Here is a 23,421-nt window from a genome sequence, read left to right on the forward strand (position 1 = left end):
GCCATGCCGGAACAGCTGATACGCAAGCAGATTCACCTCGCCGCGCACTTCCCGGGCGTCAACCACAACACCGTGTGGACCGATCCGCGCTCGGGCAGCCAGATCGACTTCGAGAACTTCGTGCACCTGGCGCGCACCGCCGAGCGGGGTAAATTCGACTTCTTCTTCCTCGCCGAGGGCCTGCGGCTGCGCGAGCACCTGGACCGGATCCACGACCTCGACGTGGTCGGCCGCCCCGACACCTTCACCGTGCTCAACGCCCTCGCGGCGGTCACCACCCACCTCGGGCTCGCGGGCACCATCAACACCACCTACAACGAACCCTTCGAGCTGGCACGGCAATTCGCCTCGCTCGACCATCTCTCGGGCGGGCGCGCGGCGTGGAACGCGGTCACCTCCTCCGACGCGTTCACCGGCGAGAACTTCCGGCGCGGCGGCTACCTGGAGCACGCCAAGCGCTACACCCGCGCCGCCGAGGTCATCGAGGCCACCCGGGCGCTGTGGGACAGCCCGCCCGCCCCCGCGCCGACGGTGGATCGCGAGCGCGGGATCTTCGCCCCGCCCCCGGTCACGGTCCGGTTCGGCAGCGAGCAATTCGACATCGAGGGCGAGTTCGCGCTGCCGCGCAGTCCACAGGGCTACCCGGTGCAGATCCAGGCCGGCGATTCGGACGAGGGTCGCGAATTCGCCGCCGCCAAGGCCGATGTCATCTTCAGCGCGCACGGAGAACTCGAGGACGGGCAGCGCTTCTACCGTGACGTCAAGGACCGGCTTGCCAAGTACGGCCGCCGCCGGGAGGACCTGAAGATCCTGCCCGCCGCCGGATTCGTGCTCGGCGACACCGCCGCGGAGGCGGCCGAGAACGCCCGCGTGATCCGCCGCGGCCAGGTCACCCCGCAGACGGCGATCGCGTTCCTGGAACAGGTGTGGGGCCGGGACCTGTCGGCCTACGACCCGGACGGACCGCTGCCCGACATCGATCCGGTCGACAACGTGAACATCACTCGCGGCCGAGTCCGGCACGCCCGCGACCCGCTGGCCGTCGCGCAGGCGTGGCGCGCCAAGGCCGAGGCCGAGAACCTCAGCATTCGCGAACTCATCATCGCGACCACCGCGCGCCAGCAGTTCGTCGGCACCCCGCGCGAGGTCGCGCTGTCCATCGACGACCACGTGCAGCGCGACGCCGCCGACGGTTTCGTTCTCGTTCCGCATCTGACCCCCACCGGCCTCGACGAATTCGTCGACAAGGTCGTTCCCGAACTCCAGGAACTCGGCAGCTTCCGCACCGAGTACACCGGCAGCACCCTGCGCGACCACCTCGGTCTGCGCCACCCCCATCTCGGCACCGAAGGAGTACGCGCGTCATGACCGCAACCGTCACCGAATTCGAACAGCAGTTCCTCACCTGGCGTGCGGAGCGCGCGGCGTGGGCCCGGCAGCCGCTGGGCTGGCTCAGCCTGACCGGGCTGCACTGGCTCGGCGCGACCGAGGAGAGCGTCGAGGGCCTGCCCGGCCGCTGGCGCGCCGAGGGCGACCACGTCTACGTGCGAGCTTCCGTCGCCGACGAATTGCGTTTCGACGGAGCCGAATTGGCCGGGGAGCTGGAGCTGACGCCGGGCGAGGGCAAGCCGGGTCTGGAGGTGCACGCCGGTGACCGTGTCATCGAGGTGATCCGCCGCACCAAGCAGTACGCGCTGCGGGTGCACGACCCCGCCGCCCCGGCCCTGGCCACCTTCACCGAGATCCCGGTCTACCCGGTGGACCCGCGCTGGACGGTGCTCGGCCGCTTCGAACCGTACGAGGTGGCGCGCGTGGTCACCACCGGCGCGGTCGTGGACGGTCTCGAACACCACCACGTCGCCACCGGCACCGTCACCTTCGAGCTCGGCGGCCTCGAACACCGGCTCGTCGTGTTCGGCAACCAGACCATCGGCCTGCACCTGCTCTTCACCGACGGCACCAGCGGCGTCACCACCTACGGCGGGGGTCGCCGTCTCGACGTTCCCCGCCCCGCGCCGGACGGCACCCTGACGCTGGACTTCAACCGCACGGTCAACCTGCCCTGCGCCTTCACCGACTACGCCACCTGCCCGATCGCCCCGGCGCAGAACCGTCTGCCGCTGGATGTCGAAGCGGGAGAGCGCGATCCGGGGAAGGGGATTCCCGCATGAGCGCCGGCCACCGGGGGAGCGGGTCGCGCCCGGGCGCCGGGAGCCGATGGATCGGGTCCGCCGCGAACGGAACGGGGGACGCGGCATGAGCGTTCCGCTGTCCGTCCTGGATCTCGCGCCGATCAGCGCCGGATCCGACGCCCGCCAGGCGCTGCGCAACACCATCGACCTGGCCCGCAACGCCGAACGCTGGGGCTACCACCGGTATTGGATCGCCGAGCATCATTTCGTCGCGGTGGCCAGCTCCGCACCGACCACCCTCCTCGCGCTGATCGCCGCGGCGACCGAGTCCATCCGGGTCGGGACGGCGGCCGTGCTGCTGGGGCATCACACCAGCGCGGCGGTGGTGGAGGCGTTCGGCACCGTCGACGCGCTGCACCCCGGCCGCCTGGACCTGGGGCTGGGCCGGTCCGGCCATCGCGGTGACCAGCTGCGTTCTGCGGGCGTGCCGCCGGTGCCGAACCCGGACCGGCGCACCGAGGTCCGCGAGGGCGTGGTGATCCCGCCGCCCTTCATTCCGGGGCAGCTGCTGGATACCAGCCGGATCGCCGCGGGTCTGGAGGCGCTGCACCTACCCGGTGCGCAGCCGCTGCCCTACAGCGAGCAGGTGCAGCAGATCCGCGATCTGCTGACCGGTCACTACACCGGCAGCGACGGCGTGCACCTGCGCGCTGTCCCCGGCGAGGGCGCGGATGTGCAGCTGTGGCTGTTCGGCAGCAGTGGCGGTGAAAGCGCGCAACTGGCCGGGGAATTGGGCCTGCCGTTCGCCGCGAACTACCACGTCTCGCCCGGCACCATCGTGGAGACCGTGCAGGCCTATCGCGCGGCCTTCCGGCCCTCGGACCGCTATCCCCGCCCGTACGTGGTGGTTTCGGCCGATGTCGTGGTCGCGGAGGACGACGACACCGCGCGGCACCTGGCCTCCACGTATCCGCACTGGGTCTACAGCATTCGCAGCGGTGCGGGCGCGGCCGAATATCTCGATCCGGCGACCGCGCCACCGCTGTCGGATCATCAGCTCCGGCTGGTCGGCGACCGCGTCGCCACCCAGTTCGTGGGCTCGCCCGCCACGGTCGCCGCGCGCCTGGACGCGTTGCGCGAGTTCACCGGTGCGGACGAACTCGTCATCACCAGCGTCACCCACCGCCACGAGGATCGGCTCACCTCGCACCGCCTGCTGGCGCGCGAGTGGGGGCTGAACCACGTCAGGGCGGCCTAGAAGCTCTCACCTCGCTCTCGGGGAAGGGGACTCCAGCGCGAGCGAGGTGAGAACGGCTGCGCGACAGGGCCTCGCGCAGCCGTGCCCGGGGCCGGGCCCGGACCGTGGACCGTCCGGGCCCGCCTCCGGTGTGACATCGGCGTGGGTCGACATCGGCGGCGGTGCGCCACCGCGAGATCGGCTACGGCGCAACGCTGTGCGATCAGCGCGCCGCTGTGCCCGTCGGCCGTAGCCCGCCCCTGTGCCCGTCGGCAGTAGCCCGCTCCTGTGCCCGTGGGCTGTAGCGCGCCCCTGTGCCCGTCGGCGGTGATGCGCCGCAGCGCCGTCGGCGATTAGTGCACCCGCACTTCCGTCGGCGGTAGCTCACCGCGGTGTTCTCGTGGTGCCGAGTCACTGCTGAATCCGGTGCGGAGTAACGGGATACAACGAAGTCCGGCCTCGCGCCCGCGAGGCCGAACCGTCGTCGTACGTCAGGGATTCAGCGCGCGGTGCGGGTGGCGCGCCGCATGGCCGAGACCGGATCGGCGTAGAACACGCTGAGCGAGGTCACCGCGGCCGCGAACTCCTGCACCCGGCCGCCGAAGCGGCTGATGCGCAGATCCGCCGCGGGCAGCGTGGTGCTCTCGGCGAAAGCCTGTGCCACGCGCTCCATTCCGGGCCGGTAGCCGGTGAAGGCCTGACCGCCCAGCACCACGCGATCCGGGTTGAACATGTCGCGCACCAGCGCCGCGGTGCGGCCGAGGATGTCGGCGCGCTCGAGCAGCAGCTCGCGGGCCGTGGTGTTGCCCGCGTCCGCGGCCCGGTACAGGTCGGTGATCGCCGGGCGGCGGGTGGCCTCCGGCTTGGGCAGTACGCCGCGGCGCACCGCGCGCTCCAGGAAGAAGCGCTCACCGATGGTCGCCTCCAAGCAACCGCGCCGGCCGCAGGTGCAATCGGCGTCCGAGCCGGTGGGCAGGTGCGCGATGGAGCCGGGGCCGTTGGCGGGGGTGTGCACCCGATCGTGCAGGGTCACCGCGATGCCCGCGGTCTCCCGGGCGTAGATGTACAGGCTGCTGCCGGGCCGCGGGCCCTCGCCCGGTTCGCGGTTGGCCAGCAGCAGTTCCGAGGCGGCCATGGCCTCCACGTGCGCGGAGACCGAGACCGGCAGGTCCAGCACGCTGCTGAAGACCGCGGCCACCGGGGCGGCCTGCCAGCCCAGGCGCGGATGATCGACGACGCCGGCGGCCGGATCGACCCGACCGGCCAGCGCCACCCCGGTCCACAGCGGGCGACGGCGCGGCAGGCGATCCAGGAAGGCCTTGGCGCTGCGGGCCACTATGGTCAGCGCGGCGTCCTGACCCGTTTGGGGCGTGGCGATTTCGAGTCCGCCGAGAATGCGGCCGGACAGGTCGGCGGCCACGATGCGGGTCACGCTGGCGCCGATGTGCACGCCGACGGTCACGTACGAATCGGTGTCGACCTCGAAGGGCACGCGGGGACGGCCGACCGCGCCGGAGGCGGTGAGATCGGCGCGTTCTCGCAACAGACCCGCCGTAAGCAGCGCGGAGACTTGGCGATTCACGGTCGCGATGCTCAGACCCGTTGCCTGCGCGGCGATGTCGCGGAAGATGGGGCCGCGGGCGGCGGCCCGGAGTACGGCGGCCGCGGGGTTGTCGGTGATGCGCAGCTCCGGCGGAACCGCGGGGCGGGCCGGGGCCAGCCGCGCGGTGGCCGCGGCGGTCTTGGTGGTGGAAAGGGTGCGTTCGAGCGTGGGGCTGGACATGATTCTGAGTCCTTGCTGCGGTCCCGTGCCGTGAATACGGGGGGACTGATGCCTAGATGGAGATAGTCAGCGATGCAGCGAACAGACCCGAATTCGAACGAATCGGAGAGATCAGAGCTCGGCTGCGCAGGTGCGGGGACAACACAGTTCCCGCTGGCGCGGCAGCCGCACACCCAGCGCGACGGTCACGTACGTGACTCGTGCGACGAGGGCAGGGGTGGCGGACATGAAATCAAGTTAACACTCCGCTCGAGCTGAAAGGAAGACGCGTTCGGGCCGCCCGGCCACCCGAGCGTGCCGAACGCTTCTCGCGGCAAACCCTCCGAGCAAGCTCCCTTCGCGCCGAATAATTTGCGGCCGTTGATGTTTGCCGATTCGAGACCCGGATGGCGGAATACACCCGCGGCGTGATCGACAACACTGCCGCGCCGGCCGGCTCTCCCACATCTCGAGACGCGACCGCCGAACCCAGCTCACTCCGCGCCGTGCGCGAGCACACGCATTCCGATCAGCGTGATTGCAAGCCGCGCCGCAGCTCGGCGGGGTGGCGCAATACCCGCGGCGGCCCGGGAATCGGCAGGCCGTGCGGGTGCCGGCCCGGGGGCGAACCGGCGCATTGCCGCGACCGCACCGCGCTATCCGATCTTGGTGCGCACCTGCGCACGCGGGTCGCCATTACAGTTCGAAACCGCAGGTCAATGGCGGAAAGGAGAACACAGTGCCCGCAGAACCGACCCCCTTGCGCACCCCGATCCGCCGGGCCGATCGCGCTCGCCAGGTGGCGGATATCCTCCGGCAGCAAATCCACGCGGACGCCTTCGAGAGCTCGCTGCCGACCGAGCAGGAACTGGCCGCCGAGTTCACGGTCTCCCGCAATACGGTTCGGGACGCGCTCGCCCTGCTCAAGGACGAGGGACTCATCGAGCGCGCGCCCAAGATCGGCACGCACGTCGCGCGCCGCAAATACGATCACGGGCTCGACGCCCTGCTCGGGCTGAAGGAGACCCTGCGCGGGCAGGGCGAGGTGCACAACGAGGTGCGCGCGGCGCACCCGGTGACCCCGCCGCCGGCCGTCGCCCGGCGGCTGCGGCTCGAACCCGGGCAGCAGGCCGTCTATATAGAACGCCTCCGGTACTTCGGCGATCTGCCGCTGAGCCTGGACCTGACCTACCTGGCGCCCGACATCGGCGAGCAGGTCCTCACCCGTGATCTGGAGACGAACGACGTGTTCGCGCTCATCGAGCAGATCAGCGGCGGGCCGCTCGGCTCGGCCGACCTGGCCCTGGAGGCCATCACCGCGGACGCCCATTCGGCCGCGACCCTGCAACTGCCCGAGGGCGGCGCGCTGCTGCTGCTCGAGCGCCTCACCAAACTCGAGGACGGCCGCCCGGTCGACCTCGAATACATCCGGATGCGCGGCGACCGGATCACCATGCGCGGCAGCCTCATCCGGCCGCCGGAGCGCACCGATTGGAGGCTGATCTGAATGGCCCTGGTCAACCAGCGGGCGGATGTCCCGGTGACCATCGACGAATCCCTGTGCATTCAGGGCTGCACGCTCTGCGTGGAGATCTGCCCGCTCGATTCGCTGGCGATCAATCCCGAGAACGGCAAGGCCTTCATGCACGTGGACGAGTGCTGGTACTGCGGCCCGTGCGCCGCGCGCTGTCCCACCGGCGCCGTCACCGTCAACATGCCCTACCTGCTCCGCTGAAGGATTCACCGTGAAGTTCCGCCCCGCCCGCCTCGCCGCCCTCGCGCTCGCCGCGGCCCTGTCGCTCACCGTCACCGGCTGCTCGCTCGAGGAGACCGCGAGCGGCGACACCGTCAAGCTCGTCGTCGGCTACCAGTCCAAGACCATCAACACCGTCACCGCCGGAACCCTGTTGAAGGCCAAGGGCTTCCTGGAGCAGCGCCTGAACGACCTCACCGCCAAGGGTGGGCCGAAGTACCAGGTGGAGTGGCAGGACTACGACACCGGTGCGCCGATCACCGCGCAGATGGTGGCCGAGAAGATCGACATCGGCTCGATGGGCGACTACCCGCTGCTGATCAACGGCTCCCGGACGCAGGCCAACGAGCGTTCGCGCACCGAGCTGGTGTCCATCACCGGCTACAACCCCAAGGGCGCGCTCAACATGGTGGTGGTGGCTCCGGATTCCCCCGCGCGCACCATCAACGACCTCGCGGGACAGAAGGTTTCGGCGAGTGTGGGATCCGCGGGCCACGGCACCCTGGTGCAGGCGCTGACCCGGGCGGGCATCGACCCCAAGACCGGCGTCGAGGTGCTCAATCAGCAGCCGCAGGTGGGCGCGTCCGCGCTCGAATCCGGTCAGGTGGCCGGGCTGTCGCAGTTCGTGGCCTGGCCCGGGCTGCTCGTCTTTCAGAACAAGGCCAAACTCCTGTACGACGGCGCCGAACTGAACGTGCCCACCTTCCACGGTGTGGTGGCCCGTCGTGACTACGCCAAGAACCATCCCGAGGTACTCGATGCCTTCCTGCGCGCACAGCTGGACGCGACCGACTTCATCCACACCGAGCCCCTGGAAGCGGCGCGCCTCGTCGCCGAGAACTCCGGACTGGCACAGGAGGTCGTGTACCTCTACAACGGGCCGGGCGGAACCTCCTTCGACACCACGCTGAAGCCGAGCCTGCTCGCGGCGTTCAAGGATGACGTGCAGTACCTGAAGTCGATCGGCGACTTCGCGGAACTGGACATCGACGCCTTCGTCGAACGCGCGCCGCTGCAAAAGGCTTTCGCCGACGCGGGTCGCGACTATGCCGCCGAAGTGGCGAACAGTGCCAACCCGGCGCCGGTCAAGGGCAACGACCCGGTCAGCGGCAAGCCTGCGGAGAACCCGGCCCTGGCCGGCGAGATCTGGTTCGCCGGTCAGAACGTCACCCAGCCGGTCTCCGACCCCACCGCGCTGCTGCGCGCCATCAAACAGGCTCGCGCCCAGGCCAAGACGATCCGCGCGGCCTACATCCCCGACGCCGAGCTCGGCACCCGCTGGTTCGCCGACAAGGCCCTGTGGGTCCGCGACGGCGAGCGCTACCTGCCCTTCACCACGGTGGCCGCCGCCCAGCGTTACCTGACCGCCCACCCCTCCGCCGCGACGGTCGCCTACGACCAGGCTGTGAACGAGGTTCGATCATGAGCGCCCCGCAGCGTGATCTCCGCCGTGGCCGAGCGCACCGTGGGGACAGCCGATGAGTACCGGCACGATCACACCGGTGCTCGGGCAACCCACCGTCGAACCGGCGGTGCGGGTCACCCGGCCCCGCCGGGACTTCACGACCTGGCGCTCCCGCGTGGTCCGGCTGACCTCCGTGCTCGTCGCGGTCGGGGCCTGGCAGTTCTTGACCGCCAACGACATTCGACTGTGGGTGCGGTTCGACACGCTGCCGACCGTCACCGAGATCGTGCGGGCCTTCCGGCATCAGCTGGGGACCGAGACGTTCTATCTCGACCTCGGCCAGTCGCTGATCCGCATCCTCACCGGCTTCGGGCTGGCGGCGGTGCTGGGCGTGCTGACCGGTGTGGCGCTGGGGCGTTCGCGCTGGTTCGCCGACACCGTCGGACCCATCACCGAACTGGCGCGGCCGATTCCGGCCATCGCGGTGGTGCCGGTGGCGATCCTGCTCTTCCCCGAGGACGAGGCCGGGATCGTGTTCATCACCTTCTTCGCCGCGTTCTTCCCGGTCATGGTGTCCACCCGGCACGCGGTACGCGCCCTGCCCACGCTGTGGGAGGACTCGGTGCGCACGCTCGGCGGCAGCCGCTGGGACGTGCTGCTGCGGGTGGTGCTGCCGGGCAGCCTGCCCGGCGTCTTCAGCGGCCTGTCCGTGGGCATCGGCGTCGCCTGGATCTGCGTGGTGTCCGCCGAGATGATCTCCGGGCGGCTGGGCGTCGGCTACCGCACCTGGCAGGCGTACACGATCGTCGACTACCCGGGCGTCTTCGTCGGGATCATCACCATCGGTGTGCTGGGGTACGGCACCTCGGCCGCGGTGGAACTCATCGGCCGGCGCGTGACGCACTGGCTGCCGCGCGTGCAGGAGGTGGCGAAATGACCGGCACGGGAATGAGTTTGCGAGCGGACGGGATCGACCTGTCCTACACCGGCGCGCCGGTGATCACCGATCTGACCCTCGACGTCCACCCCGGCGAGATCCTGATCCTCACCGGTCCGTCCGGCTGCGGGAAGTCCACGGTGCTGCGCGCCCTGGCCGGGCTGCTGCGCCCCGATTCGGGCCGGGTGCTCGCCGACGGCGTCGCCGTGACCGGCACCAACCGCGACCGGGCCGTCGTCTTCCAGGACAACGCGCTGCTGCCGTGGCGCACGGTCCGCGCCAATGTCGAACTGGCGCTGAAGCTCCGGGGCGAGCCCCGGGCCGGCCGCCGCGCACTGGCCGAGCGCTGGATCGAGGAGATCGGGCTCACCGGTTTCGCCGACTACCTGCCCAAGAGCCTGTCCGGCGGCATGCGCCAGCGCGTGCAACTGGCCCGCGGGCTGGCCGGGGCACCGCGCGCGGTGCTCATGGACGAACCCTTCGGCGCGCTGGACACCCAGACCCGCGCCACCATGCAGCGCCTGCTGATCGACACCTGGCGGACGCATCCGACCACCATCGTCTTCGTCACCCACGACGTGGACGAGGCGCTGCTGCTGGGCGACCGGGTGGCGGTGCTCGGCCGGGCGGGGGAGCCGCTGCGCGCCCTGCTCGACGTCCCGAACCCGCGCGAACTCGGCGCCGATCGCACCGCCCTGCGCGCGGACATCATCACCGCGCTGGATCACTCGGGCGACCTCGCCGCCCTCTGACGCGGACGGGCCCGCCGCGAATCCGGCCCGCACCCCACGCCGCCCGGTGCGAGCGGCCCCGCCGCCCGCACCGCGCCCCGGCGCGTCCCGAACTCGAAACCCTCGACCGAATGATGGTGTGCTCATGGAGATTCCAGAACTGTCCGCGATGATCCGCCTCGACTGTGACGTGCTGGTCATCGGCGGCGGCACCGCCGGCACCATGGCCGCGCTCACCGCCGCCGAACAGGGCGCGAACGTGCTGCTGCTGGAGAAGGCGCACGTGCGGCACTCCGGTGCGCTGGCCATGGGCATGGACGGGGTCAACAACGCCGTCATTCCGGGCAAGGCCGAACCCGAGGACTACGTCGCCGAGATCACCCGCGCCAACGACGGAATCGTCAACCAGCGCACCATCTATCAGACCGCGACCCGCGGCTTCGCCATGGTCCAGCGGCTCGAACGCTACGGCGTGAAATTCGAGAAGGACGCCTACGGGGAGTACGCGGTGCGCCGCGTGCACCGCTCCGGGTCGTACGTGCTCCCCATGCCCGAGGGCAAGGATGTGAAGAAGGCGCTGTATCGCGTGCTGCGCCAGCGCAAGATGCGCGAGCGGATCCAGATCGAGAACCGGCTCATGCCCGTTCGAGTGCTCACCGAGAACGGGCGCGCGGTCGGTGCGGCCGCGTTGAACACGCGCACCGGGGAATTCGTCGCGGTGGGGGCCAAGGCGGTCATTCTGGCGACCGGTCCCTGCGGCCGCCTGGGACTGCCCGCCTCCGGATACCTCTACGGCACCTACGAGAACCCGACCAACGCCGGAGACGGATACGCGATGGCGTACCACGCGGGCGCGGAGCTCTCGGGCATCGAATGCTTCCAGATCAACCCCCTCATCAAGGATTACAACGGTCCCGCCTGCGCGTACGTCGCCAACCCCTTCGGCGGGTACCAGGTCAACGCGCTGGGCGAGCGCTTCGTGGACTCGGACTACTGGTCCGGCGCGATGATGTCCGAGGTCAAGCAGGAGATCGAATCCGCGCGCGGGCCGATCTACCTCAAGGTCTCGCATCTGCCGACCGAGACCCTGGACACCCTCGAGGGCATCCTGCACACCACCGAGCGCCCCACCCGCGGCACCTTCCACGCCAATCGCGGGCACGACTACCGCACCCACGACATCGAGATGCACATCTCCGAAATCGGTTTGTGCAGTGGGCATTCGGCGTCCGGGGTCTGGGTGGACGAGAACGCCCGCACCACCGTCCCCGGGCTCTACGCCGCCGGTGACCTGGCCTGCGTCCCGCACAACTACATGATCGGCGCGTTCGTCTACGGCGACCTGGCGGGCGCGCACGCCGCGGGCACCCTCGCGGAGCTGCCCGCCCCCGCCGAGCTGCCCGCCGACCAGCTGGCCGCCGCGCACGAACTCGTCTACCGGCCGCTGCGCAATCCCGACGGCCCGCCGCAGCAGCAGGTCGAATACAAGCTGCGCCGCTTCGTGAACGACTATGTGGCCCCGCCCAAGACGGCCACCAAACTCTCCCTCGCCATCGAGACCTTCGACCGCATGCTCGATGACCTCGCGGCCATGGGCGCGCAGACCCCGCACGAACTCATGCGCTGCGCCGAGGTCACCTTCATCCGCGACTGCGCCGAAATGGCCGCCCGCTCCTCGCTGACCCGCACCGAATCCCGCTGGGGCCTCTACCACGAGCGCGCCGATCTGCCCGAGCGTGATGACGTCGACTGGCGCTACCACCTCAACCTGCGCAAGAACGACAGCGGCGCAATGGAATTCCTCAAGCGTCCCATCGCGCCGTACTTCGTCCCGGTCCCCGGCCTGGACGAGCTGACCTCCGCCGACGACACCGTCATCCCCGTGGCTCAGCCCGAACTCGTCGGCAGCCCGCCGAACCTGGCGACGGCCCCGCCGGACACCGATGCCGCGCCCGGCGCGGGTGCGGCGCCCAAGATCGTCGTCTCACCGCGCATCGCGCTGCTGCTGTCCCTGGATTCGCCCGCGGTCGCCGAACTCGAGTCCTTCCTGGACGATCCGGACGCGCAGGTGCGCGCGACCGCGATCTCCGTCCTGACCGAGGGCACCCCCGACGGCTGGGGCGACCGCCTCATCGCCGCGCTGGCCGATCCGGATGCCGCGGTCCGCGCCGAGGCCATCTCCGGCCTGCGTGAACTCGTCGAAATCTTGCCCGCGGCAGCCGGTCTCGCGTCGCACGCCGATTCCCCCGACCCGGCGGTCCGCGCCGTCGTCATCGACCTGCTGCGGGCCCTGCGCGCGGGTTCCCCCGAACTGTTCGCCGCGGCGGCCGCCGACGCCGACCACCGCGTCCGCATCGAGGCGGTGAACGGCCTGGTCTCCCTGGATGATTGGAACGCCCTGTCGGTCGCCACCCGCGACGGCAACCGTGAGGTCCGTATCGCCGCCGCCAAGGGCCTGGCCACCATCGGCCTGGGCGGCCTCGACTCGGTCCGCGCCCTCCTGGACGATCGCGACCCCCTGGTCCGTGCCGCGGCCCTGACCGCCCTGGCCCGTCTCGGCACCCCCGACGACGCCGCCGTCCTGACCGCCGCCCTGAAGGATTCGGCCTGGCAGGTCCGCGAAGGCGCGGCCCGCGGCCTGCCCGCCGCCGGCCCCGACCTGGCCGCCGATCCCCTGCGACTGGCCCTGACCGACATCCACCCCGACATCCGCAAGGCGGCCGTCCTGACCCTGAGCAGCTGGCCCGAATCCAGTTCCGCCCGCGCGTCCCTGGAATCGGCCCTGGACGACACCGACGCCGACGTCCGCGCCTACGCCCGCCGCGCCCTGGCGGTGCACGCGGGCTGACCCCTCGACTCCGGATACACCGGGGCCCCGAATGTTTCGAACATTCGGGGCCCCGGTGCGTGCGCGGTCAGCGGTCGTTCGCGTCGGCGAACAGGCCCTCCACGGCCGTGATGAAGTACGGGAAGTGACCCGCGAACTGGTAGAGGTCCTGCTCGGACTCGAAGCCGCCGAACCAGTAGACGCCCAGCTCGCCGTCGTCGGCGGGGTTGAGGTCGCGGAACTTGTTGACCCACTGGTCGGTGCGGCGGCCCGCCACCATGAAGGGGAGGCCGCGGGAGAAGACCATCTCCTGATCGGGGGGCGGGAGTTGCCGGGGGACAACCGCATCGAGGCTGCGCAGCATCGCCTGCACGCGAGCGGCGACATCGCGGCCACGGGCGGTGCGGGAGGGGAGATAGCGGGGCAGCAGCAGCGCCGCGCCGCCCGCCGCCGCCAGGGCGACCCCGATCAGGGCGTGGCCGGGGCCCAGGGCGAGGGCCAGGGTGGTGATCGCGCCGACCGCGATCAAGCCGGCGCCCAGCCAGAATTCGAAGCCGCGGCGCGTGCGATCGATGAAGGTGCCCTGTGCGGTCGCGTCGTCGATCAGGGCGGCGCGCACGTCGTTCGCGGGCACCCGGCCCCGGCGCTGGGACAGCAGCACCGAATCCTTGCCCTCGGGGATGAGCGCGGCGTAGACCGCGCGCTCGTAGCCGGTCAGATGGTCGTCGGGGGCGTTGATCCGGGTGATCCGCCAGTCCGAGTCACCGGCGACCTCGACCCAGACATAGCTGCGCACAGCCAGATCCACCAGCGTCGCGGCCATATCGGCGGCGTCCACGTAACCGTCCGCCAGCAGCCCCGCGGTGCCGGGCAGAACGCCGTCCGGCGAGGTGAAGGTGACCCGATTCCCCTCGCGCGCCAGCGGATCGAGCACCTCGGTGCCGCTGGGCTGCACCCGGCGCGCCCAGAACACGTACCCGCCCGCGGCCAGCAGTCCGGCCAGCAGCGCGCCGAAGGCCGCCCACACCGGCGCGGTCAGCGAGAACGGGCCGGGCGCGTTGTCGTCCTCGATGTCGGCGTTGGCCCGCACCGTGCCCGCGGGCACCTGCAAGGTCACATCGACGATGTCGCCCTTGCGCAGCCCGGTCTTCTCCAGATGCGCCACCCCGTCCGGCTCGACCCGAATGTCCGCGCAGTTCTCCGGTTTTCCGGGCGGGCCGATCGTGCACTTGGTGATTCCCATCCGGAAATCGGGGCTGATCACCGTGGCGCTGATCGAGGCCACGTCGGTGTTGAGCACCCCGGTCCAGTGGAACACCTGCGCACCCTGGGTCTCGGACACGGTGTTGTGCACCACGTACGTCACCGTCGCCGTGCCCGGGCGCACCTCGATGGTGAAGAGATTGTCGGCGACGCCGGCCGTGCCGTCCCCGACGGTCTGCACATCGGTGACCTCGAAGCTGCGCTCGACGCCCTCGCTGAGCTGCACCCGCAGCGGCAGCACCTGGCGGAACTCCTCGCCCTCGGGCACTTCCACGGTCTGGCTCACCCGCAGCAGACCATCGTCGCCGAGATTGATGTCCGCGGTGATGCGCACTCCGACCGGCTGCGCGAGGGCGACCGGCGCGAAAATGCCCGCTACCGCGAGCAGCAGCGCGACGAGGGCGCCCCCCCGAAAAATCTGCATGGATGGGTACTTTAGCCAGCTTGCTATTCTTCCTCAGCGGCTGTCGGTAGTCATTGAGGAACGAGGGGGTGTGGGGGATGACTCGCCCACCGTCCGGGCACGGACCGAATCCCCCGGGTGGCTGGCCACCCCAACCCGGCCGACGCCCGACGCAGCCACCGCCCGGCTATCCGCAACGCCCCGGTTATCCACAGCGTCAAGGCTTTCCGCCACAGCCCGGCTACCGGCCGGCGGGTCCCGCCCAGCCGCAGGGGCCGGGATACCCCGCGCCCCAGGGCCACCCGCAGCCCCGGCCGCAGAGCTACGGCCACGCACCGGGATACGGCGCGCCCGGGGGCGCGCAACCGCGTCAGCCCGCCTATCGCCCGCCCATGCCGCCGCCGCCCGCGCACGCCGCGCCAGGGCGCACGCAGCCGCCGCCCCCACCCCCGCGCCGCCGGCGCTGGGGCACCCTGCTCGTCATTCTCATCGTGCTGGTGACCAGCCTGCTGTTGCGCACGGCCGTCAAGAACGGTTTGAACACACTGGGTTCCGGCGACGGGGTCGGCACCACCTACCCGGCGCAGCCGGACGCCCCCGGCGTGGCCAAGACCTCGGACAATCCGCTCGTGGTCGACACCGGCCTCACCCTCATCCCCGCGAACTGCGACTACACGCCCTGGAGCACGCAGCTCAGCGCCGCGCGCACCTTCTTCGACACCGCCGCCAAATGCCTGGAAGACGCCTGGCGGCCGCTGTTCACCGAGGTGAACCTGGCCTTCGAAGCGCCCAAAGTCATGGTGTCGGAAGGCACTTCGGGCATCACCACGCTGTGTACCGGCAACAGCAGCAGCTTCGCCGCGTTCTACTGCTCCGCCGACAAGACCATCTACATGCCCATCAGCCAGCTGCAGACCGACATGTACGGCGACAACTGGGTGGTCTACCTGTCGGTCTTCGCGCACGAGTACGGCCATCACGTGCAGGCGCAGTCCGGCATCCTGGGTAAGGTGCACCAGGAACGGCGCACCGCGGGCACCCGCTCGGACGGCGGGCTCGAGCTCTCGCGCCGAACCGAGTTGCAGGCCAACTGTTTCGACGGCATGTTCCTGGCCTCCTCCAAGGGCGGCGGGGCGCTGACCTCCGCGCAGATCAACGTGGCCAAGAACGACATCTATCACCGCGGCGACGCCCCCGGCGACATGCGCGATCACGGCAGCTCGCAGAACAGCGGCGGCTGGTTCGAGCTCGGCTACGACAAGAACCGCACCGCACAGTGCAATACGTTCGCCGCGGCCGCGAGCAAGGTGAACTGAGCGGCTGCGAACAATGTGAAACGGCTCCGCCGGGCGGGGCACCGTAGCGACGAAAGAGGCCGGGGCGGTGAGTGACTCACTCACCGCCCCGGCCTCGCACCGTTCGGACCGACTCAGTGCCCGAACGGCCCCTCACCCGGACGTCGCTGTCCGTGTCCATGTCCGTTCACGCCCTCGGCGTACGCGGTCTCCGCGTGCAGCGCGAAGTCGATCCCGTTGACCTCGTCCTCGCGGTTCACGCGGAAGCCGATGGTCTTGTCGATGAGCTTGCCCAGCGCGTAGGAGACGCCGAAGGCGAAGGCCGCCACCGCGACAACCCCGACCGCCTGCTTGCCGAGCTGGCTCAGCCCGCCGCCGTAGAACAGGCCCTCCTTGCCGCCCTCGCCGGTCATGGTCCGGCTGGCCAGCAGGCCGATGAGCATGGTGCCGACCACGCCGCCGACGAAGTGCACGCCCACCACGTCGAGCGAATCGTCGTAGTTGCCCTTGAACTTCCAGCCCACCGCGAACGAACACACCACGCCCGCGACCAGGCCCACCACGAGCGCGCCGACGGTGGTCACCGAACCGCAGGACGGGGTGATCGCGACCAGACCGGCCACCACACCCGAGGCCGCGCCGAAGGTGGTCGGGCGGCCGTCGCGCAGCTGCTCCACCGCGAGCCAGCCCAGCATGCCGAGGCAGCCCGCGACAAGGGTGTTCAGGAAGACCGCGGCGGCGGTGCCGTTGGCGTTCAACGCCGAACCGGCATTGAAGCCGAACCAGCCGAACCACAGCAGACCCGCGCCCAGCAGCACGAACGGCAGATTGTGCGGGCGCATGGCGTCGACCTTGAAGCCGACGCGCGGGCCGAGCACCAGGGCCAGGGCCAGTGCCGAAGCGCCGGAGGCGATCTCGACGACCAGGCCGCCCGCGAAATCCATGGCGCCGAACTTGGCCAGCCAGCCGTCCGGGGTCCACACCCAGTGCGCGATCGGGGCGTACACCGCGATGGCCCACAGCGGCACGAACACCATCCACGCCGAGAACTTGGCGCGGTCCGCGATGGCGCCGCTGACCAGGGCCACGGTCAGAATCGCGAACGTCAGCTGGAAGGTGACGTAGAGCAGCAGCGGGATGCCGGTGTTCTCGCCGATCATGTAGAGCGAGGTCGGATCGATTCCGGCCAGCCCGAAATGCCCGAGATCGCCGATGAGCCCGCCGCCGGCGTCGTCACCGAAGGCGAGGCTGTACCCCACCAGCAGCCAGGCGACCGTCACCAGCGGAATCGAGATGAAGCTCATCATCAGCATGTTGAGCACACCGCTGGACCGCACCATGCCGCCGTAGAAGATCGCCAGCCCCGGCGTCATGAGCAGCACCATGGCCGTGGCCGCGAGCAGCCAGGCCGTGGCGGCCGGATCTAGGGTCGGTGTCATCGGTAACTCCCTTCGCGCGAATTCGCGTTGCACGGAAGTTACCGAAAACTCACGTTTCGGCGCTGTTACGAAATTGAGGACTTGGATACGTGTCTGTAACAGGTCTAGCTGCGACGATCCTTGCTCTTCTTGGCCAGCTGCCGCAATCCGCGCGGTCCGGGCACCGGCAGATCGTCGTCCAGGGCCATCCACTCGGCGGTGGTGAGCCACCGCTGCTGCGCGCGGGCGTCGGCTGTGTCGTTGAACACGCGGCGGCCGCGATCGTCCCGCAGTTCGTAGGCCAGCACCGACCAGCGCGGCGGGCGGCCCTGCTCGGCGATCTGATCGCGCAGATAGGCCGCGACCAGCGTGCCCAGCGCGTTCACCGGCCGCAGCGACACCCGGTTGCCGTACCTCGCGGCGTGGAAACGCCTTCCGGCACACAGGGATCGGGGCGTGGCGCTGTAGGCGATCCAGCCCGCGCGCTGCGCCCGCTCGATCAGCCACAGATGTTTGACGGCCGTCGGCGCGATATCGCCGACCCGATCGCGAATGAGCGCGAACACCGGCTCGGACAGCAGGATGTCGCGGCGGGTCGGGCCGGTGCCGTGCACGGTCCAGTACTCATCGGTGAGTTTGGCGAGCACCCGGCCGAAGTCGTCGACGCTGCGCTGGGCGCGCCGGCCCAGGCGTTCGATGCGCTCGGCCTCGGCGCGCATGTCGTTCTGCACGATGAGGGTTTCGATGGCCGCCAGCGTCGGCACCTGGCCGCGCTGTAGCAGCTCGAGAATGGCCCCGGCGGTGGCCGGATCGGCGGCGGCCGACACCGGTAGCGAGGCCCGCTTGATGTCGTAGTCCTCGGGGTTGATGGCTCGACTGAGCAATCCGACCGCGGCGAGATCGCCGGCGAACTCGGTGCTGGAGAGCCAGGCTTCTGCGATGTCGTCGTGCGACGGCACTGGGCGTTCCTCCGGGGAATTTGGTTGTGCCCCGGTCGGGATGAGGGACCGGCCGGGGCCACCAACCTGATGAAGGTTTGGCTACCGAAGTTGCCGAGGTCCACGGTAGCCAAACAATTGCGATCTTGCTGCATCGGTTGATGCGATCGTTATGTCCGGTCTGCGGAGTTGAAACCGAACGCGTGTCCGTAAATGGCGATCCTGCGCATAAGTTACGTCCGGCTATCGGGCCGGGAGGTCACGCTAAGAATTTGCTCGAGCGCATCACCGGGACCGCGTCCGGTCCGGTCGGTATCGAACGGGCCTCCGGACTGGATGTGACCTACATCACATAGTTGTGCGACGCGCTCGTCCGGAACCGCCGGAGCGCAGCGGAGCGGTGTCACCGCCTGCCGGTACCCTCGGGCCGTGGCTCTGTACCGGAAGTACCGACCGGCAACGTTCGCTGAAGTGGTGGGGCAGGAGCACGTCACCGATCCCCTGAGTATCGCCCTGGACACCGGGCGGATCAGTCATGCCTATCTCTTCTCCGGACCGCGCGGCTGCGGTAAAACCTCGTCCGCGCGCATTCTCGCGCGCTCGCTCAACTGTGTGGAGGGTCCGACCTCCACCCCGTGCGGGGTCTGCCACTCCTGTGTATCGCTGGGCCCCGGCGGCTCGGGCAACCTCGACGTCATCGAACTCGACGCCGCGAGCCACGGCGGCGTGGACGACACCCGCGAGCTGCGCGACCGCGCCTTCTACGCGCCCGCCGAATCCCGCTACCGCGTCTTCATCGTCGACGAGGCGCACATGGTCACCACCGCGGGCTTCAACGCGCTGCTCAAGATCGTGGAAGAGCCGCCCGCGCACCTCATCTTCGTCTTCGCCACCACCGAACCGGAGAAGGTGCTGCCCACCATCCGGTCCCGCACCCACCACTACCCGTTCCGGCTGCTGCCCCCCGCGACCATGCGCGGCCTGCTCGGCAAGATCTGCGATCAGGAAAACGTGCAGGTCGAAGAGGCGGTGTACCCCTTGGTCATTCGCGCGGGCGGCGGTTCGCCCCGCGACAGCCTCAGCGTGCTGGACCAGCTGCTCGCGGGCGCCGGCCCCGACGGCGTCACCTACCCGCGCGCGGTGTCCCTGCTCGGGGTCACCGACGTCGCCCTCATCGACGACGCCGTGGCCGCCCTGGGCTCGGGCGACGGGGCCACCCTGTTCGGCACGATCGACCGCGTGGTCGAGGCCGGCCACGATCCCCGCCGCTTCGCCACCGACCTGCTCGAACGCCTGCGCGACCTGATCCTGCTGCGCGCGGTCCCCGACGCGATCGCCCGCAACCTGGTCACCGGCCCCGGCGACGTCCTGGAGCGAATGCAGGCCCAGGCCGACGCCATCGGCCCCGCGAGCCTGGCCCGCTTCGCCGAACTCCTGCACGAGGGCCTCGGCGACATGCGCGGCGCGACCGCCCCCCGCCTCCTGCTCGAGGTGGTGGCGGCCCGGATGCTCCTGCCCGCCGCCTCCGACGCCGAGACGGCCACCCTGCAGCGCCTGGAAAACCTGGAACGCCGCATGGCGGGCGGCGCCCTCCCGCCCGCCCAGCCGGCCCAAGGTTCCCGCGCTCCCCAGCAGCCCGCCCCGCACCAGCAGCCCGCCGCCCAGCCGCAGCCCGCTCCCCAGCCCCACGCCGCCCCGCCCCCGACCGGCGAACCACGCCGCCGCGGCGCGGAGGCCCTGGCCGCGATCCGCGGCAACAAACAACCCGAAGCCCCCCAACAGTATTCGGCCCCCACGCAGCAGGATGCCGCCCCGCGACAGGCGAACGCGCCACATGGCGCCGGAGCGCAACAGCAGGCTCCCGCGCGGCAGCCCGAGCCGCAGGATGTCGCGACCCGGCAGCCGAACGCGCCACGGGACTCGGTGGCGACGCCCGATTCCGCCGCCGCGCAGCAGGCTTCGGCGCGGCAGCAGTCCACGTCCGCGCCGCAGGATGCCGCGGATCGGCAGCCGAACACGCCGCAGGAGTCGGCGGCGAGGCCCGATGCCGCCGCACAACAGGGTGTGCAGTCGTCTGCGCCGCAGCGGGATTCCGCGCCCGCGTCGCAGGGAGAGCAGCCGTCGTCCGCGCGGCACGGCGAGGATGCCGCGATTCCGGCGCAGTCGCGCGGGGATGTGGTGAGCGCGGACGGGGGTTCGGCCGACGGTGCCGTGCAGGCCGGTGCGCCCGAAGGCGTTTCGCCTGCTCCGGTGCAGCACGGGCATATCGCGAGCGGCGCGGCGGTCGCGGCCGGAATCGCTGCTGCGCAGGCGCATCCGGAGGGGCCGGGTAGGCCCATCGCCATGCGCCCGCCCGAGATGAGCGCGGCGCGGGTCACCGCGATCGCGCCGAGTCCCACCGCGCGGCGGGAAGAGCTCGCCGCGGAAGATATCTCCGTGGCGGCTGGCACCGTACCCGAAGATGTTGTAGCGCAGGACATTTCCTCGCTGGACACGGACGCCGGGGCCGTCGACGCCGCGCCGGAGTTGCGGGAGCCCGGGCTCGACGCGGAGCCGGACCTCGATTCCGAACCCGCGCTCGAACTCGATGTGGAACCCGCCCTCGCCGCCGAGTCCGCTCTGATCGATGAGCTGATGGCCGCGTCCGAGCCGTCGCTCGACGGCGAGCTCGAACCCGGTTCCGGGTCGGCCATCGACACCGGCGCGCCGTCGAGCACCGACGGGACGCCGGGTGTTGACGCCGAATCGGGTTCCGCGGCAGCGCTCGTGGCCGAGCCGTCGCTCGAATACGGGGTGGACGGCGGGGCGGGTCCGGACGCTTCCGGCGCAGCGGATCTCGCCGCCGAGCCCGCGTTCGATCCGGCGCGCGAGCCCGCGCCAGCTTTCGGGCTAGTCCCTGAAACGCATGGTGCGGCAGTCGAATCCGGGACGGATCCCGCTCCGCAGCCGATTGCGGAGTCCGATCGTGCGGCGGCTCCCGCGCACGCTGTCGATGCGTCCGCCGCCGTCGAATCCTCCGTATCCGCCGACGCTTCCGGCCATGACGGTTCCGCCGGTGGTGGCGCGGACCCCGACGAAGTGCTGCGGGAGATCGAGGCGGCGTGGGCCGACATCCGGGCCAAGGTCCGGGAGTTCGGGGCGGCGGTGCAGGCGCTGCTGTCGGGTGCGTCGGTGTCGCGGCTCGAAGGGGCCACCATCGTTTTCGCGCATCAGCACGCGCCGCTGGCACAGCGGCTGTCGCAGCCGCAGAACCTGGACGCGGTGCGCTCGGCCGTGCGCGCCGTACTCGGGCGCGAGCATGACGTGAAGTGGGAAGTCGGCGGGGGAGGGGGCGCGGCGGCGGCCGCGCCCGCCAAGGGCGCGGGCAAGGGACCCGCCGGCGCCGGACCCGCCGCCAAGAAGGGGCCGGCGCAGTTCTCCCGGCCGAGTCAGGCCAAGAGCGCGCCCCCGGCCGCGAGCGCGCCCGCCGCGGCGCCGGCCGGCTGGGGCCCGGCCCCCGCGGACGAGGCGGCGACTGCGGTCGCGCCCGCTCCGGAACGCCCCGCGGAGCCCGCCCCGGCAGCCCCCGAGCGGGTGTTCACCCGCGGCGGTTCGGCGGCCCGGAACACCCCGCCGGAAGACGATATTCCGCTACCTGACGGGCCGGACCTCCCGGACGACCCGGGGCCTTCGGAATACTCGCCAGTAGGTTATGACGGCGTCCCACCTGCTACTACGGAGGAAGAGGAACGGGAGATGCTAGCCGCGGCGGCCGTCCCGGTCCCCGCCGAAGAGCGTCGCGACCCGGATGATGTGGCCTTGGAACTCCTGCGGTCGGAATTGGGCGCTACTCCGCTACAGGGTTGACAGTTGCCCTGTGAGACGGATTAAGTTAACCGGAGTTCGCATCGGGCGGTACTATGATCGGGTGGCCGCGAGTATCGGTTCGGCGAGGTTCTAAGGTATGCCCAGGCGTACGGGTTACCTGAACCGTGCCGACCGGTTCGTGCCGCTGTTTGTACAGCGTCAGGACGGCTGGCCGAACGGCCGGTCGGCGAGGTTATGGCTACGTGCTGACCGCACAACGCGGTGACGGCGCACCTTAAGGAAGGAAACACTCCGATATGACCACAGAGGCCTACATTTACGAGGCCATCCGCACCCCGCGCGGCCGCAACAAGAAGGGGTCGCTGCACTCGGTCAAGCCCATCGATCTGACCACCGGTCTGGTCGCTGAGCTGCGGAACCGCTTCCCGAACCTCGACGAGGATCGGATCTCGGACATCATCCTGGGTGTTGTTTCCCCCGTGGGTGACCAGGGCGCCGACATCGCCCGCACCCTCGTGCTCACCGCCGGCCTCCCCGACACCGTCGGCGGCATCCAGATCAACCGCTTCTGCGCCTCCGGCCTCGAGGCCGTGAACCTGGCCGCGCAGAAGGTCCGCTCGGGCTTCGACGACCTGGTCATCGCCGGTGGCGTCGAGTCCATGTCCCGCGTGCCGATGGGCTCCGACGGCGGCGCGATGTTCATGGATCCCGCGACCAGCTACGACGCCTACATCGTCCCGCAGGGCATCTCGGCCGACCTCATCGCGACCATCGAGGGCTTCACCCGCGATGACGTCGACGCCTACGCCGTGCGCTCGCAGGACCTGGCCGAGAACGCCTGGAAGAACGGCTACTTCGCCAACTCCGTCGTTCCGGTCAAGGACATCAACGGCCTGACCGTGCTCGACAACGACGAGCACATGCGTCCCGGCACCACCGCCGCCGACCTGGGCAAGCTGAACCCGGCCTTCGCCGGCATCGGCGAGATGGGCGGCTTCGACGCCGTGGCCATGCAGCGCTACACCTACGTCGAGTCCATCAACCACGTGCACCACGGCGGTAACTCCTCGGGCATCGTCGACGGCGCGGCCCTCGTGCTCGTCGGCAACGAGGACGCCGGCAAGGCCTCGGGCCTGACCCCGCGCGCCCGCATCGTGGCCACCGCCACCTCCGGCGCGGACGCCACCATCATGCTCACCGGTCCGACCCCGGCCGCCTTCAAGGCGCTGGCCAAGGCCGGTCTGACGGTTGACGACATCGACCTGTTCGAGATCAACGAGGCGTTCGCCTCGGTCGTTCTGAAGTTCCAGAAGGACCTGAACATCCCGGACGAGAAGCTGAACGTCAACGGCGGCGCTATCGCGATGGGCCACCCGCTGGGCGCCACCGGCGCGATGATCACCGGCACCATGGTCGACGAGCTGATCCGTCGCAACGCGCGCTACGCGCTGGTCACCCTGTGCATCGGCGGCGGCATGGGTGTCGCCACCATCATCGAGCGCGTCTAACGCCC

15 protein-coding genes and 1 pseudogene are annotated in these 23,421 nt (G+C 70.5%); 12 read left to right on the forward strand and 4 right to left on the reverse strand.

Annotation, left to right across the window (positions count from 1 at the left end; all coding sequences use genetic code 11):
- Positions 1-3 precede the first annotated feature (3 nt).
- The 3 genes from ACFVBH_RS34170 (at position 4) to ACFVBH_RS34180 (ending at position 3,390) form a co-directional block, all read left to right on the forward strand.
- Positions 4-1,368 carry an NtaA/DmoA family FMN-dependent monooxygenase gene (locus ACFVBH_RS34170; RefSeq protein WP_379008106.1) on the forward strand — a complete coding sequence of 455 codons (1,365 nt, stop codon included), beginning with the start codon at positions 4-6 and terminating at the stop codon, positions 1,366-1,368.
- A complete protein-coding gene (locus ACFVBH_RS34175; RefSeq protein WP_379008108.1) occupies positions 1,365-2,171 on the forward strand; it encodes a DUF1684 domain-containing protein in 807 nt (268 codons plus the stop codon). The genes ACFVBH_RS34170 and ACFVBH_RS34175 overlap by 4 nt, the downstream gene beginning before the upstream one ends.
- 85 nt (positions 2,172-2,256) lie before the next feature.
- Positions 2,257-3,390 (forward strand): LLM class flavin-dependent oxidoreductase, encoded by a 1,134-nt coding sequence (locus ACFVBH_RS34180; protein ID WP_379008111.1) that lies wholly within the window; start codon positions 2,257-2,259, stop codon positions 3,388-3,390.
- A gap of 478 nt (positions 3,391-3,868) precedes the next feature.
- Here the strand turns inward: ACFVBH_RS34180 and ACFVBH_RS34185 are convergent, their stop codons facing one another.
- On the reverse strand, positions 3,869-5,152 hold the full coding sequence (locus tag ACFVBH_RS34185) for an ROK family protein (protein ID WP_379008114.1): 1,284 nt from the start codon (positions 5,150-5,152) through the stop codon (positions 3,869-3,871).
- Positions 5,153-5,870: 718 nt separating this feature from the next.
- Here ACFVBH_RS34185 and ACFVBH_RS34190 point away from each other — a divergent pair.
- The 6 genes from ACFVBH_RS34190 to ACFVBH_RS34215 all read left to right on the forward strand — a co-directional run bounded on the left by ACFVBH_RS34190 (position 5,871) and on the right by ACFVBH_RS34215 (position 12,805).
- On the forward strand, positions 5,871-6,638 hold the full coding sequence (locus tag ACFVBH_RS34190; RefSeq protein WP_379008118.1) for a GntR family transcriptional regulator: 768 nt from the start codon (positions 5,871-5,873) through the stop codon (positions 6,636-6,638).
- A complete protein-coding gene (locus tag ACFVBH_RS34195; RefSeq protein WP_067574315.1) occupies positions 6,639-6,866 on the forward strand; it encodes a ferredoxin family protein in 228 nt (75 codons plus the stop codon).
- Positions 6,867-6,876: 10 nt separating this feature from the next.
- On the forward strand, positions 6,877-8,310 hold the full coding sequence (locus ACFVBH_RS34200; protein ID WP_379008121.1) for an ABC transporter substrate-binding protein: 1,434 nt from the start codon (positions 6,877-6,879) through the stop codon (positions 8,308-8,310).
- Positions 8,311-8,362: 52 nt separating this feature from the next.
- Complete coding sequence (locus ACFVBH_RS34205; RefSeq protein WP_379008123.1) at positions 8,363-9,226, forward strand: ABC transporter permease; 864 nt, start codon at positions 8,363-8,365, stop codon at positions 9,224-9,226.
- Positions 9,223-9,978, forward strand: coding sequence for an ABC transporter ATP-binding protein (locus ACFVBH_RS34210; protein WP_354989344.1), 756 nt, complete (start codon positions 9,223-9,225; stop codon positions 9,976-9,978). Before ACFVBH_RS34205 ends, ACFVBH_RS34210 begins: the two co-directional genes overlap by 4 nt.
- A 124-nt stretch (positions 9,979-10,102) precedes the next feature.
- Positions 10,103-12,805, forward strand: a complete 2,703-nt coding sequence (locus ACFVBH_RS34215; RefSeq protein WP_379008127.1) for a fumarate reductase/succinate dehydrogenase flavoprotein subunit — start codon at positions 10,103-10,105, stop codon at positions 12,803-12,805.
- A gap of 67 nt (positions 12,806-12,872) precedes the next feature.
- On the opposite strand, the gene ACFVBH_RS34220 is transcribed toward ACFVBH_RS34215, so the two are convergent.
- Positions 12,873-14,471, reverse strand: coding sequence for a DUF2207 family protein (locus ACFVBH_RS34220; RefSeq protein WP_379008130.1), 1,599 nt, complete (start codon positions 14,469-14,471; stop codon positions 12,873-12,875).
- Positions 14,472-14,842: 371 nt separating this feature from the next.
- Here ACFVBH_RS34220 and ACFVBH_RS34225 point away from each other — a divergent pair, with 371 nt between their 5' ends.
- Positions 14,843-15,766: a neutral zinc metallopeptidase gene (locus ACFVBH_RS34225; RefSeq protein WP_379008132.1), complete on the forward strand. Its 924-nt coding sequence runs from the start codon at positions 14,843-14,845 to the stop codon at positions 15,764-15,766.
- Positions 15,767-15,879: 113 nt separating this feature from the next.
- Here ACFVBH_RS34225 and ACFVBH_RS34230 read toward each other — a convergent pair whose 3' ends face one another.
- Both ACFVBH_RS34230 and ACFVBH_RS34235 read right to left on the reverse strand, forming a co-directional pair.
- Complete coding sequence (locus ACFVBH_RS34230; protein WP_354989340.1) at positions 15,880-17,184, reverse strand: ammonium transporter; 1,305 nt, start codon at positions 17,182-17,184, stop codon at positions 15,880-15,882.
- A gap of 104 nt (positions 17,185-17,288) precedes the next feature.
- Positions 17,289-18,122 carry a hypothetical protein gene (locus ACFVBH_RS34235; protein ID WP_354989339.1) on the reverse strand — a complete coding sequence of 278 codons (834 nt, stop codon included), beginning with the start codon at positions 18,120-18,122 and terminating at the stop codon, positions 17,289-17,291.
- A 408-nt stretch (positions 18,123-18,530) separates the two neighbouring features.
- Between ACFVBH_RS34235 and ACFVBH_RS34240 the strand changes: the two are divergent.
- A pseudogene (locus tag ACFVBH_RS34240) lies at positions 18,531-20,198 on the forward strand (DNA polymerase III subunit gamma and tau); the annotation flags it as partial.
- A 2,006-nt stretch (positions 20,199-22,204) separates the two neighbouring features.
- The gene (locus ACFVBH_RS34245; protein WP_354988311.1) at positions 22,205-23,416 is read left to right on the forward strand and encodes an acetyl-CoA C-acetyltransferase; all 1,212 of its coding nucleotides are present in this window, start codon (positions 22,205-22,207) and stop codon (positions 23,414-23,416) included.
- Positions 23,417-23,421 lie beyond the last annotated feature (5 nt).

This window comes from Nocardia sp. NPDC057668 (genome assembly GCF_042799795.1).
In the GTDB taxonomy this organism is placed as follows: Bacteria; Actinomycetota; Actinomycetes; order Mycobacteriales; family Mycobacteriaceae; genus Nocardia.